This window comes from Bacillus altaicus (genome assembly GCF_042136375.2).
In the GTDB taxonomy this organism is placed as follows: domain Bacteria; phylum Bacillota; class Bacilli; order Bacillales; family Bacillaceae_G; genus Bacillus_A; species Bacillus_A cereus_U.
This window is the reverse complement of record NZ_CM143394.1, coordinates 4,814,479-4,828,422: the sequence shown is the minus strand read 5'-3', so window position 1 is coordinate 4,828,422 and position 13,944 is coordinate 4,814,479. Positions and strand designations below refer to the sequence as shown.

Sequence of the window (13,944 nt, the reverse complement as noted above, 5' to 3'; positions counted from 1 at the left end):
ACATCTAGAATCGACTTCCAAAGGAAAGTATTTCAACAGGGCGCTTCAAAATATGTACAGCAACGCAGTTTTGAAAACGGATTCACAATTGTGTTGTACAGTTAGTTGTAAGGAGAGGGGAAACTATGACAGAACAGACAGTCCGTGTAACCGTTGATGGTAAAGAATTTTTCGCATCAGGTGAAAAGACGATACTCCAATTATTTAACGAAAGTAATTTAGAACATCCTCAAATTTGTCATGTACCAGAGGTAGATCCTATTCAAACTTGTGATACATGTATTGTAGAAGTAGATGGAAAGTTAATGCGTGCTTGTTCAACAAAGTTAGAAGAGGGCATGCATATTGAAAGACAATCACAGCGTGCTAAAGAGGCACAGACCGAGGCAATGGATCGAATATTAGAGAATCATTTATTGTACTGTACGGTATGTGATAACAATAATGGTAACTGTAAAGTCCATAATACAGTACATATGATGGAAATTGAGGAACAGAAATATCCATATGAACCGAAAGTAAGCGCGTGTGAAGTAGATACGTCTCATCCTTTTTATCGTTATGATCCGAATCAATGTATTGCTTGTGGACAATGTGTAGAAGTATGTCAAAATTTACAAGTGAATGAAACTTTATCGATTGATTGGAGTTTAGACCGCCCGCGTGTTATTTGGGACAATGGTGTGAATATAAATGACTCGTCTTGTGTTAGCTGTGGGCAATGTGTAACAGTTTGTCCTTGTAATGCATTAATGGAAAAAACGATGCTAGGAGAAGCTGGATTTATGACTGGTTTAAAATCAGATGTGCTAAATCCAATGATTGATTTTGTAAAAGATGTAGAGCCTGGATATAGCAGTATTTTAGCAGTTTCAGAAGTAGAGTCCGCGATGCGTAAGACGAAAATTAATAAGACAAAAACAGTTTGTACATTTTGTGGTGTAGGTTGTTCATTTGAAGTATGGACGAAAGATCGTCAAATTTTAAAAGTGCAACCTATTTCAGATGCACCGGTTAATGGTATTTCCACATGTGTAAAAGGCAAATTTGGATGGGACTTTGTGAACAGTGAAGAGCGTATTACAAAGCCGTTAATTCGCCAAGGGGATATGTTTGTTGAGGCTTCATGGGAAGAGGCTCTTGAAGTTGTTGCATCTAATATGCAACATATTAAATCAGAATATGGTAGCGATGCGTTTGGGTTTATTTCTTCTTCGAAAGTAACAAATGAAGAAAACTATCTTATGCAAAAACTAGCTCGTCAAATATATGGAACAAATAATATAGATAACTGTTCCCGTTATTGCCAATCTCCAGCAACAGACGGTTTATTTAAAACTGTCGGTATGGGCGGAGATGCTGGAACAGTGAAAGATATTGCTGAGGCAGGTCTTGTTATTATTGTTGGTGCAAATCCAACAGAAGGACATCCTGTACTTGCAACTAGAGTGAAACGTGCTCATAAATTACATGAACAAAAACTAATTGTCGCAGACCTTCGTAAACATGAAATGGCGGAGCGTGCTGATATATTTGTTCACCCGAGTCAAGGGACGGATTATGTATGGCTTGCTGGGATAACGAAATACATTATCGATCAAGATTGGCACGATAAAAAGTTCATAGCTGAAAATGTAAAGAATTTTGATGAATATAGCAAAATGCTAGAGAAATATACGCTTGATTATACTGAGGGAATTACAGGGATTTCTAAAGCTCAGTTAAAAGAAATGGCTCGTATGTTATATGAAGCAGATGGTACTTGTGTACTTTGGGGAATGGGTGTAACTCAAAATACAGGAGGAAGTACAACGTCGGCAGCAATTTCAAATTTACTTCTCGTTACAGGTAACTACCGTCGTCCTGGTGCCGGTGCGTATCCGTTACGCGGGCATAATAACGTACAAGGTGCTTGTGATATGGCGACATTACCGAACTGGCTTCCGGGTTACCAAGCGGTTTCAGATGATGTGCATCGTGCGAAATTTGAAAAAGCATACGGTACTACCATTCCGAAAGAACCGGGATTAAATAATATCGCAATGTTACTTGCGGCCGAAGAAGGAAAACTGCGTGGTATGTATGTTATGGGAGAAGAAATGGCTTTAGTAGATTCAAATGCCAACCATGTACAACATATTTTAGCGAATTTAGACTTCCTTGTTGTTCAAGATATGTTCTTATCGAAAACAGCTCGTTTTGCCGATGTTATTTTACCGGCAGCACCAAGCTTAGAAAAAGAAGGAACATTTACAAATACAGAGCGCCGTATTCAAAGATTGTATGAAGTATTGAAGCCACTTGGTGATTCTAAACCAGATTGGTGGATTTTACAAAAAGTAGCTCGTGCACTGGGCGGAGACTGGAATTATGGAAGTCCAAGTGAAATTATGGATGAAATTGCATCGCTTGCCCCGTTATACTCACAAGCAACGTATGACCGTTTAGAAGGCTGGAATAGTTTATGTTGGGGTAGCCATGATGGTAGTGATACACCGTTATTATATGTAGATGGATTTAACTTCCCAGACAAATTAGCACGATTATCACTAGATGAATGGGTTCCGCCAGTTGTAGCACCAGATGAGTATGATTTACTATTAAATAATGGCCGTATGCTAGAGCATTTCCATGAAGGAAATATGACAAATAAGTCGGCTGGAATTTTATCTAAAGTGTCTGAAGTATTTGTTGAAATTTCACCTGAACTTGCTAAAGAACGAAATGTGAAAGATGGTGGTCTTGTAGAGTTAGCATCACCATTTGGAAAGATTAAAGTACAAGCGCTTGTTACAGATCGTGTAACTGGAAATGAGTTATATTTGCCGATGCATGCGACAGTAAATGAAGAGGCAATCAATATTTTAACAGGAACAGCAACAGACATTTATACGTGTACACCAGCTTATAAACAAACAATGGTGAAACTGCGCGTATTACGTGAAAAAGGAAATCGTCCGTTACCATCTTCAAACCCGAGAGATAAAAAACGTCATCCACAAAATGGTGTTGAAATCGAGCAAAAGTGGCAAAGAAAACAATACGTATCACTTGTGGACCAGAATTAGGGGGCGGAGATAATGGCAAAAGAGATTACTTTAATTAAAAAGAAGATTGTAACAGAAGAAGAAAAAAAACAGCAAGTAACAGATGAGTTGTTAAATGATCTAGCTGAAAATAGAGAAGCAGTAGAAGAGACGATGCAGCTATTAGCGCAGTTGCAAAAAGCTGGAATTTTAGATGCAGCAATTAGTTTACTTGCTGCAAAAGAAGATGTTTCCAAAATAGCTGTTGAACAATTGAATCGTGAACCAGTAAAAAACGCATTAAACAATATGATGGGGGCAGGAGAGGCATTGTCTTCAGTGGACCCAGAAATAACGAAACAAATAACATCTAGTTTAGTCACTGGATTACAATTTGCAACGGATGAGCTGAAAAACGGAAAGAAAACAAAAGTGATGGATTTCTTTAAGGTATTAAAAGATCCAGATATCAACAGGGCGATTACATTCGGTTTTAGTTTCTTAAAAGCATTTGGACAAGGACTAGAGAAAAAATAGAGTGAGTGAAAAAAGTGATGGGATTAGCCATCACTTTTTTCATTATATGTATAAGAGTGTTCATGTTAAGCGGAATATATTATTATTAAAAAGATGGATTGGAACTGGAAATGTGGAATCCATCTCAAATATAGTTTTAGAATGTGGAGGAATATATGCAACACCGTAAAAGACTATCTATACCAGGAGTAATGAGACATTCCTTTCAAACAGTACAATTTGCTTTTTGGAATGTGTTAACATTTCAGCTCGTCTATAAATTGTTAGCTGCAATTGTGTTTATCCCCCTCTTAGGTATTGTTTTCAATAAGTTATTGTACTTTGCTGGTTATGCAAATGCGACAAATGATGAATTAGTAGCATTTGTGAAAACACCATATGGGATTTTGGCGATTGTAATTTTATCGATACTAGCATTGTTTCTTATTTTTACAGAATTTGCAGTGCTTATTATTATTTCGTATTTCGCTCATAAAAGGCAAAAGGTGAGATTACGTCCGATTTTGTATAAAACAGTAACGTATTTACCTTCTCTTTTTACATATTGCTTACCAGGATTTGTGTTGTATGCAGTTGTGCTATTACCGCTATTAAGTATGGGATACAAATCTGCATTAATTCCTGAAATTCAAATTCCTAATTTTATTACAGGTGAACTATTTAAGACGACAATGGGTCAGGTTGGTTATTATGCTTTCTTTGCTGTAGTTGCTTATTTAAATCTTCGCTGGATTTTTGTTTTACCTATTATTGTTTTAGAAGAAAAACCATTCCGCATAGCAGCACGTAAAAGTGCGAACTTAGTAAAAGAAAGCTTTTTTAAAGTGTTGTTCTTTTTAGTAGGAGTTTTCATCTCTGTAGGAATGGTCTTTCTTTTGTTTATAGGAGTGTATTTACTCTGTTTATGGGGAGTATACGAATTTACGAATCCAGAAGGGACATTTGCGCTGTTAGCGGAGTCAACGATTTCGGTCTTCTTAACGAGTACATTGTATTTATTTAGCTTCATTATGACGCCGTTTTATATTATGGCGTTAACAAGATTATACTTACAGAAAGTTTCGGTTGAAGATGTTTTATTAGAAGAGGGATTAGATTATTCAAAAACAAAAGCAGATAAATGTTTCTTTAAAAAACACCGATGGAAATTTATTGGTGTATATATCGTGGGGATTATTACTGCTGGAATGGTCGTTGCCTTCATTGTGACCTTTATTTCAAACACATATAAAGAACCAATTATTATGGCGCACCGTGGATATATATCAAAAGGTGTAGAGAATACGAAAGAAGCAGTGCAAGGTGCCATTGATGCAAAAGCAGACTATGCTGAAATAGATGTCTTGCAAACGAAAGATGGCGAACTAGCGGTCATACATGATTTGAAGTTGAAACGTCTTGCGAATGCGAATGTGCATGTATCAGATTTGACGATGGATGAGCTAAGGGAGCTTACTCTTAGTCAAGATGGATTCTCGGGACAAATAAGTACACTTGATGAGATCATTAAGCTTGCAAAAGGCAAAATAAAACTTAATATAGAAGTGAAACTTCACGGTAATGAGAAGGATTTCGTAAAGAAAGTACTAAAAATAATTAAACAGAACGATTTTGAGAAACAATGTGTAATTCAAACGTTACATTACCCGCTTATTAAAGAGTTTAAGCGTGCAAATCCGGATATAAAAGTAGGGTATGTATTGTTTGCAAGCAGGGCTAATTTAAAGAATGTACAGGCGGATTTCTATGTAGCAGAAGAATATATGTTAAATAAACGCCTAGTAAAAGAAGCGCGAAAGCTAAATAAACCAATTTACGTATGGACAGTAAATGATATGGAAAGTTTAAAGGCATATTATAAGTTAAACGTGGATGGTATCATTACCGATTACCCTGAAGACGCACGTGAAACAATTAAGATGTTAAAAGAGCAAGAAGATCGTGAAAGTGATATGTTTGATAAAATTACTGAAACGACAGAAGATTTATTTTCAAAGTTATTTATGATCTATCCAGCTGCTGGCTAAATGCTAGTAGCTGTTTTTTTATGAAAAGAATATATTTCTAAAGTATTGTACAAAGTAATAAGTGTATATGTATACGTCAGTGCTTAGTTTTTTGTATTGTTACATTATTGTCGAATAATAAATAATCACTATGTATTTTGAATGGATATAATGGAAATAGAGTGATAGATGATGAAATAGTACGAAGAACCCAACAGAATCAATGTTTAGTATATTTACACTATTCTAAATATATAAACTTTAAAAAAATAGTATGTTAGCGTTTTCATAACTTTTAAGTTATGCTAGAATAAGGACATAAGTTATTAATTATTTAAAAAAGAAAAAAGAATTCCTTTTTTCTGTTAATTATAAGGGGGCATTTCATTATGCGTATTGGGGTACCAGCAGAAATTAAAAACAACGAAAACCGTGTGGCAATGACACCAGCAGGTGTTGTACATTTAATTCGTAACAATCACGAAGTATTCATTCAAAAGGATGCAGGTGTAGGATCTGGTTTCACAGATGCTCAGTATGTTGAAGCGGGAGCAAAAATTGTTGATACAGCTGAAGAAGCTTGGAACATGGAAATGGTTATGAAAGTTAAGGAGCCAGTTGAAAGCGAATACAAACACTTCAGTGAAGGTTTAATCTTATTCACATACTTACACTTAGCTCCAGAGCCAGAATTAACAAAAGCGTTAATTGAAAAGAAAGTTGTTGCTATCGCATATGAAACAGTACAATTAGAAAACCGTTCATTACCATTACTTGCACCTATGAGTGAAGTAGCTGGTCGTATGGCTGCACAAATCGGTGCACAATTCCTTGAGAAAAACAAAGGCGGTAAAGGTATCTTACTTGCAGGTGTTCCAGGAGTTAAACGTGGTAAAGTAACAATTATCGGTGGTGGACAAGCTGGTACAAATGCTGCTAAAATTGCAGTTGGACTAGGTGCGGATGTAACAATCATCGACTTAAGTGCAGAACGTCTTCGTCAATTAGATGACATTTTCGGAAACCAAGTAAAAACTTTAATGTCTAACCCGTACAACATTGCAGAAGCTGTAAAAGAATCTGATCTTGTAATCGGTGCAGTATTAATCCCAGGTGCAAAAGCGCCAAAACTTGTAACAGAAGAAATGATTAAATCAATGGAACAAGGTTCTGTTGTTGTAGATATCGCGATTGACCAAGGTGGTATTTTCGAAACAACTGACCGTATTACAACTCATGATAACCCAACTTATGAAAAACACGGCGTTGTGCATTATGCAGTTGCAAACATGCCAGGTGCGGTTCCACGTACATCAACTCTTGCATTAACAAACGTAACAGTACCATATGCAGTACAAATTGCTAACAAAGGCTACAAAGAAGCTTGCCTAGGCAACACTGCATTATTAAAAGGTATTAATACATTAGAAGGCTATGTAACATTCGAAGCAGTTGCAGAAGCTCACGGTGTAGAGTACAAAGGTGCAAAAGAATTATTAGAAGCAGAAACAGTATCTTGCTAATAGCAGCATTATACAAAAAAAATCGAACAATATATAATACAACATGATAAGAGCTAAGAGATAATACCTCTTAGCTCTTCTTAGTAAAAGGGGGCATTCATCGTGGCCAACCTATTCAAAAAGAAATCCGTTACGCAATTGTTAGGGGAAAGTAAAAGTAAAACTTTGACGAAAACGCTAGGGGCATTTGACCTAACAATGCTAGGGATTGGTGCGATAATTGGTACAGGAGTTCTAGTATTAACCGGATTAGTAGCAGCAAGAGATGCTGGTCCAGCAGTTATTTTTTCATTCATGATTGCAGCAATTGTTTGTGGATTTGCAGCTTTATGTTATGCAGAGGTTGCATCTGCACTTCCTGTTTCAGGTAGTGTGTACACATATTCATATGCAACAATTGGTGAGTTTGTTGCCCATTTAATGGGATGGACATTGCTATCCGTATATGTCGTAACGACTGCCGCAGTAGCTGGCGGATGGACAGGTTATTTCAATAATTTAGTGAGTGGATTGGGACTTGAAATTCCAAAAGCGTTGTTAACGATTCCATCGCAAGGTGGTATGGTGAACTTACCCGCAGTTATCGTTACGTTGGTGATAACTTGGTTATTATCACGAGGTACGAAAGAAAGTAAGCGTGTGAATAACATAATGGTATTAATTAAAATTGGTATTGTTGTTTTATTCATTGCAGTTGGTGTATTCTACGTGAAACCAGAAAACTGGATACCATTTGCACCGTACGGCTTAAGTGGAGTCTTTGCCGGAGGAGCAGCAGTATTCTTCGCTTTCTTAGGATTTGATGCATTAGCAACTTCTGCTGAAGAAGTAAAAAATCCGCAACGTGATCTACCGATTGGTATTATTGCTTCATTAGTCATTTGTACAATCATTTATGTTGTAGTTTGTCTCGTTATGACAGGTATGGTTTCTTACAAGGAATTAGATGTACCTGAAGCGATGGCCTATGTACTAGAAGTTGTAGGACAAGATAAAGTGGCTGGTGTAATTGCTATTGGAGCTGTAATTGGTATTATGGCTGTAATTTTCGCATACATCTATGCTACGACACGTGTATTCTTCGCGATGAGCCGTGACGGTTTATTGCCAAAATCTTTTGCGAAAATTAACAAGAAGACAGAAGCACCAACATTTTCAGTTTGGTTAACAGGAATTGGTAGTGCTGTAATTGCTGGATTTATCGATTTAAAAGAATTGTCAAATTTAGCGAATATTGGAGCGTTATTAACATTCGCGATGGTTGGTGTAACTGTCATCATTCTTCGTAAAACGCATCCGAAATTACAACGCGGATTTATGGTACCACTTGTACCAATCTTACCGATTATTTCAGTTGCATGCTGTCTATTCTTAATGGTAAATCTACCGTTAAAAACATGGATATACTTCGGTGTTTGGTTGGCAATTGGAGTAGTTGTATACTTTGTATATTCGAAAAAGCACAGTCATCTAAAAGAAGATGGAAGTTCGCAAGATAGTTTAGAAAAAGCTAATTAAAGGGATATAAGATAGTAAGCCTTGTGCGTCTAGGGAGCGCGCAAGGCTTTTTCTTTTGGGGAAATAAAGGGGGGCAATGTTATTTTGTCGAACTTTGATGTCGGAATATGAAAAAGGGGTGGAAAGATGGAGACGAAAGTTGTCGTTGGAGCAGAGGGATATAATAATAACCCAGGTTGGTTACATACAAATGAAGAACAATTAAATTTATTAAAAAGAGAAACGTGGATTAATAAATTTCAGACTAATTCTTTATCAGTAATTTTGGCTGAGCACGTATGGGAGCATTTATCGTATGAAGAAGGTATAGAAGCAGCTAAAATATGCTATGAGTTTTTACAAGATGATGGTTATATTCGGTGTGCAGTGCCGGATGCATGTTTCCCCAATGAAGAATATCAGCGTGGTGTGCAAGTGGGAGGACCTGGCCCGTTAGATCATCCGGCTGCAAGTCATAAAATTGTACATAACTATAAAACGATTGTATCTATGTTTGAAGCAGCGGGTTTTCAAGTAAAGTTGCTAGAGTATTGCGATGAAAATGGAGAATTTCATTATAATGATTGGAATGAGCAAGGAGGTTTTATTTATCGCTCGAAGCGCTTTGACCATAGAAATGAAGATGGTAAATTAGGATTTGCTTCATTAATTGTGGATGCAGTGAAAATTAATAAATAAGAAGGGATGCACGATAGCTTTCGTGCATCCTTTTTGTATGAAGAGCATGATAGATGCTGAGAATATTTATATGTTTATTTTGAAGTGTGAACGAAATGTTCAAAAAAATGTATGGAAATTCATTGACACATATGAATGGACGCTCATATAATAAAGGTATAAGACATATGAATAATTGTTCATATGTTCAAATGAAGAGGTGAGCTGTGATGGCTGAAAATAAAGTAGAAACGCAACAGGAAGCATGTTCTCAAACGGTAATTCACGAGGAAATCGTGGATCAAGTAAAACAAACAATTCCGACTGATGAAAGTTTAAGTAAAGTAGCAGAATTATTTAAAGTATTAGGTGACCGTACACGTACGAGAATATTGCATGCATTATTTGAAGCTGAAATGTGTGTTTGTGATTTAGCTTATTTATTAGGAATGACGCAATCTTCAATCTCACATCAGCTTCGTGTATTAAAGCAAGCAAAGCTTGTAAAGAACCGTAAAGAAGGAAAGGTAGTTTATTATTCATTAGCTGATCAACACGTAATTCATATCTTCGAGCAAGCATTTGAACACGTAAATGAGGAAGAATAAAAAAGCGAGGAGGGAGAACGATGGCAGAAGCATTAGTGAAAAAGAAACTTATGCTAGAAGGTTTAGATTGTGCAAATTGTGCAATGAAAATTGAAAAAGGTGTTGGGAATATAGAAGGAGTAACGTCTTGTTCCGTAAACTTTGCAACAAAAACGATGCTTTTAGAAACACCGCAAAATAAAGAAAATCAAGTTGTTACGGAAGCGAAGCAACTTGTTACAAAATTAGAGCCGCATATTAAAGTGCAAGAAGAACAAAAAACAAAATCAATAAAAGAAGTATTTGTATTAGAAGGCTTAGATTGTGCAAATTGTGCAATGAAGATTGAAAATAAGGTAAAAGAAATGCCAACCGTTTCAGAAGCGACTGTTGATTTCGTATCAAAGAAATTACGAGTAGAAGTTGCGAATAAAAGAGAACTTGAATCGACTGTGCAAAATATAAAAAATATTGTTCAAAAGTTAGAGCCGGATGTAAAAGTTGTTCGTGAAGAGGAAAAGGGACACGACCACGGCCATGATCATGGTGATGGAAATGTGAAAAAGATGATAGGACGATTAGTAGTCGGTGGAATTTTGACAGGAATTGCTGCATTAGCCGGATTACCGCAAATGATAACAATTCCATTATTCGTCCTTGCGTATTTATTAATAGGTGGAGATATCGTTTGGAGAGCGGTAAGAAACATAACTCGCGGCCAAGTATTCGATGAAAACTTTTTAATGGCAATTGCAACTTTAGGAGCTTTCGCGATTCAACAATATCCAGAAGCGGTAGCAGTTATGCTATTTTATCAAGTGGGGGAACTGTTCCAAAGTATTGCAGTAAATCGTTCTCGAAAATCAATTACGTCATTAATGGATATTCGTCCTGACTATGCGAATGTGAAAGTTGGAAACGAAACGAAACAAGTATCACCAGAAGATGTGCAAATTGGTGAGTATATTATCGTAAAACCAGGTGAAAAAGTACCGTTAGACGGGAAAGTAATTGAGGGAACATCAATGATGGATACTTCAGCGTTAACAGGTGAGTCTGTACCGCGAGAAGTAGAAGTTGGTAATGACGTATTAAGTGGTTTTGTAAACCAAAATGGTGTATTAACTGTTGAAGTTACAAAAGAGTTCGGTGAATCGACTGTATCGAAAATTTTAGACTTAGTACAAAATGCAAGTAGCAAAAAAGCGCCAACAGAAAACTTTATTACGAAGTTTGCACGTTATTATACTCCTGTTGTAGTTATAACAGCAGCAATAATGGCATTTATTCCACCACTTATTTTAGAGGGTGCTACATTCTCCGATTGGATTTATAGAGCTTTAGTGTTCTTAGTAATCTCTTGTCCATGTGCGCTCGTTGTATCGATTCCTCTTGGATTCTTTGGCGGTATTGGTGGGGCATCTAAAAGTGGTATTTTAGTAAAAGGAAGTAACTATTTAGAAGCATTGAATGATGTGAAATATATCGTTTTTGATAAAACAGGAACATTAACAAAAGGTGTCTTTAAAGTTACGAAGATGGAGCCTAGTGAAGGTATTACAGCAGAAGAGCTATTAGAATATGCAGCGTTTGCAGAAGTATATTCAAATCATCCGATTGCACAATCTATTCGAAATGCATATGGAAAATCAATCGATGAAAATACTATTGAAGACTATAGTGAAATTTCTGGTCATGGTACGGTTGTAAAAGTACAAGGAAAAGAAATTTTCGCAGGTAATGCTAAATTAATGAGAAAAGAAAACATTACATTTAAGCAACCAAATACAGTAGGTACACTAGTTCATGTTGCTGTAGATGGTAAATATGCAGGTTATATTGTTATCTCTGATGAGGTAAAAGAGGATTCAAAACAAGCAATTCAAAAGTTAAAAGAACTGGGTATTAAGAAAACAGTCATGTTAACTGGTGATGCAAAATCAGTTGGTGAAGCTGTTGGTAAAGAATTAGGTTTAGATGAAGTTCATGCCGAATTATTACCACACCAAAAAGTAGAAGAAATCGAAAAAATTGATGCAGCAAAACGCGGTAAAGAAAAGATTGCATTTGTCGGTGATGGTATTAATGATACGCCAGTACTAGCAAGGGCGGACGTTGGTATTGCGATGGGCGGTTTAGGGTCAGATGCAGCAATTGAAGCTGCTGACATCGTTATTATGACTGATGAGCCTTCAAAAATTGTGACAGCAGTAAAAATTGCAAAACGTACACGTAGCATCGTATGGCAAAATATTATATTTGCATTAGGGGTAAAAGGGTTAGTGTTATTACTCGGCGCCTTTGGTATTGCAACAATGTGGGAAGCAGTCTTCTCAGATGTTGGTGTGACGCTACTTGCAGTTTTAAATGCAATGCGTGTACTGAGAGTGAAAGATTTATAAAAATAAGAGAGGGCGCGATTACGCCCTCTCTTATTTTTATTATTTTACTGTGTTATTGAGGATGACTGTTGGTAACGTAATATTGAAAAAAACAGAGAAGGAGAAACTTCTCTGTTTATTTTTGTATATTTTTCGCAACCTTTTCTCGAACAGTTTGAATATAATTCATTTTATGATCCCAACATTCTTGGCTTAAATCGACAGGGTACTCTTCAGGGTTTAAAGTTCGCATATACTCTTCCCAAAATAGTGAGAGGCTGCGTTCGTTATATTTTTGGATATCTAATATATTGGGTAATTCATACGTTCTTTTACCGTTAACGAAAATATCTTGATGCAGTTCGCGTGCTTCAAAGTTTGTTACGAATTTACTTATATATGTGTGAACAGGATGGAACATTTTTAAACGTTCTTCTTTTCCAGGTTCTTCTGACTCTAACGCAATATAATCGCCTTCTGTATGATCGTTAACACGGTTAATAATACGATAAATTCGTTTAAGTCCTGGAGTGGTAATTTTTTCAGGGTTAGATGAAATTTTAATTGTATCATTTAATTTTCCGTCAGTATCTTCAATAGCGACTAGTTTGTAAACAGCCCCTAATGCTGGTTGCTCAAAGGCTGTAATCAGCTTTGTGCCAACACCCCATACATCAATCTTTGCCCCTTGAGATTTCAAATGCATAATCGTATATTCATCTAAATCGCTAGAAGCGATAATTTTTGTGTTTGTAAATCCAGCTTCATCAAGTTGTTTTCTTGCTTCCTTTGATAAATATGCCATATCACCACTATCCAGGCGAATGCCATAAAAATTGATACGATCCCCGAATTCTTTTGCGACACGAATCGCATTTGGAACACCAGATTTCAAAGTGTCGTATGTATCGACGAGAAATACGCATTTTTTATGTGTTTCAGCATATTTTTTAAACGCAACATATTCATCACGATATGCTTGAACGAAAGAGTGGGCATGTGTGCCGGCTACAGGGATGCCAAAGCGTTTCCCTGCCCGAACGTTACTTGTAGAAGAGAAACCGCCAATGAAAGCAGCTCGTGTTCCCCAAAGGGCAGCATCAAACTCATGAGCACGTCTTGTACCAAACTCTAAAAGTTCATCATTATTTGCAGCGTGCTTCATACGTGCAGCTTTTGTAGCAATTAATGTTTGGTAATTTACAATATTTAAGAGGGCGGTTTCAATTATTTGTGCCTCGCCAAGTGGTGCATCGACACGTAATAAAGGCTCATTATTAAAAACAACTTCGCCTTCTTGCATACTACGAATTATTCCAGTGAACTTCATATTTTGTAAATAATGAAGGAAGTCTTCTTCAAATTGCAGCTCGGCTAAATAAGCGAGATCACTTTCGGTAAAGCTGAAATTTTCTATGTACTCTACAATTTTTTCAAGCCCAGCAAAAACAGCATAGCCGTTTTCAAACGGAAGCTTTCGAAAGTATAGATCAAAAACAGAACGGCGAGTATGAATACCATCTTTCCAATATGTATAAGCCATGTTGATTTGATATAAATCTGTATGTAAGGCGTAACTATCGTCTTTATAATGATTCATTGCGAAAACACCTCCGTAATTTGGTTATAGTATACCAATTTTTCCCCTTTCGTAGCAAAGAAGTAATAGGGGATTGAAGTCAAGAGAGAAAAAAATGAAATAATGCATA

9 protein-coding genes are annotated in these 13,944 nt (G+C 36.5%); 8 read left to right on the top strand and 1 reads right to left on the bottom strand.

Going from position 1 to position 13,944, the window contains the following annotated elements; translation table 11 throughout:
* Window positions 1-125: 125 nt before the first annotated feature.
* The 8 genes from fdhF (at window position 126) to ACE38F_RS24910 (ending at window position 12,256) form a co-directional block, all read left to right on the top strand.
* Entirely contained in the window at window positions 126-3,068 is a 2,943-nt protein-coding gene (gene fdhF, locus ACE38F_RS24945; protein WP_375370771.1) for a formate dehydrogenase subunit alpha, read from the top strand.
* Between the two features lie 12 nt (window positions 3,069-3,080).
* Complete coding sequence (locus ACE38F_RS24940; protein ID WP_002010449.1) at window positions 3,081-3,563, top strand: helical membrane plugin domain-containing protein; 483 nt, start codon at window positions 3,081-3,083, stop codon at window positions 3,561-3,563.
* A gap of 155 nt (window positions 3,564-3,718) precedes the next feature.
* On the top strand, window positions 3,719-5,590 hold the full coding sequence (locus ACE38F_RS24935; protein ID WP_375370772.1) for a glycerophosphoryl diester phosphodiesterase membrane domain-containing protein: 1,872 nt from the start codon (window positions 3,719-3,721) through the stop codon (window positions 5,588-5,590).
* A gap of 368 nt (window positions 5,591-5,958) precedes the next feature.
* Window positions 5,959-7,092 carry an alanine dehydrogenase gene (gene ald / locus ACE38F_RS24930; RefSeq protein ID WP_002091029.1) on the top strand — a complete coding sequence of 378 codons (1,134 nt, stop codon included), beginning with the start codon at window positions 5,959-5,961 and terminating at the stop codon, window positions 7,090-7,092.
* A gap of 102 nt (window positions 7,093-7,194) precedes the next feature.
* Complete coding sequence (locus ACE38F_RS24925) at window positions 7,195-8,610, top strand: amino acid permease (protein WP_375370773.1); 1,416 nt, start codon at window positions 7,195-7,197, stop codon at window positions 8,608-8,610.
* 126 nt (window positions 8,611-8,736) lie between these two features.
* Window positions 8,737-9,288, top strand: coding sequence for a class I SAM-dependent methyltransferase (locus tag ACE38F_RS24920; RefSeq protein WP_375370774.1), 552 nt, complete (start codon window positions 8,737-8,739; stop codon window positions 9,286-9,288).
* A gap of 209 nt (window positions 9,289-9,497) precedes the next feature.
* Entirely contained in the window at window positions 9,498-9,875 is a 378-nt protein-coding gene (locus tag ACE38F_RS24915) for an ArsR/SmtB family transcription factor (RefSeq protein ID WP_002010461.1), read from the top strand.
* A 20-nt stretch (window positions 9,876-9,895) separates the two neighbouring features.
* Window positions 9,896-12,256 carry a heavy metal translocating P-type ATPase gene (locus ACE38F_RS24910; RefSeq protein ID WP_375370775.1) on the top strand — a complete coding sequence of 787 codons (2,361 nt, stop codon included), beginning with the start codon at window positions 9,896-9,898 and terminating at the stop codon, window positions 12,254-12,256.
* A 115-nt stretch (window positions 12,257-12,371) separates the two neighbouring features.
* Here the strand turns inward: ACE38F_RS24910 and ACE38F_RS24905 are convergent, their stop codons facing one another.
* Window positions 12,372-13,835, bottom strand: a complete 1,464-nt coding sequence (locus ACE38F_RS24905) for a nicotinate phosphoribosyltransferase (protein ID WP_375370776.1) — start codon at window positions 13,833-13,835, stop codon at window positions 12,372-12,374.
* Window positions 13,836-13,944 lie beyond the last annotated feature (109 nt).

Coding starts and splice junctions, on each gene's coding strand:
- ACE38F_RS24905 (WP_375370776.1), bottom strand. CDS start 13,835: ATGAATCATTATAAAGACGATAGTTACGCCTTACATACAGATTTATAT.
- ACE38F_RS24920 (WP_375370774.1), top strand. CDS start 8,737: ATGGAGACGAAAGTTGTCGTTGGAGCAGAGGGATATAATAATAACCCA.
- fdhF (WP_375370771.1), top strand. CDS start 126: ATGACAGAACAGACAGTCCGTGTAACCGTTGATGGTAAAGAATTTTTC.
- ald (WP_002091029.1), top strand. CDS start 5,959: ATGCGTATTGGGGTACCAGCAGAAATTAAAAACAACGAAAACCGTGTG.
- ACE38F_RS24935 (WP_375370772.1), top strand. CDS start 3,719: ATGCAACACCGTAAAAGACTATCTATACCAGGAGTAATGAGACATTCC.
- ACE38F_RS24915 (WP_002010461.1), top strand. CDS start 9,498: ATGGCTGAAAATAAAGTAGAAACGCAACAGGAAGCATGTTCTCAAACG.
- ACE38F_RS24940 (WP_002010449.1), top strand. CDS start 3,081: ATGGCAAAAGAGATTACTTTAATTAAAAAGAAGATTGTAACAGAAGAA.
- ACE38F_RS24910 (WP_375370775.1), top strand. CDS start 9,896: ATGGCAGAAGCATTAGTGAAAAAGAAACTTATGCTAGAAGGTTTAGAT.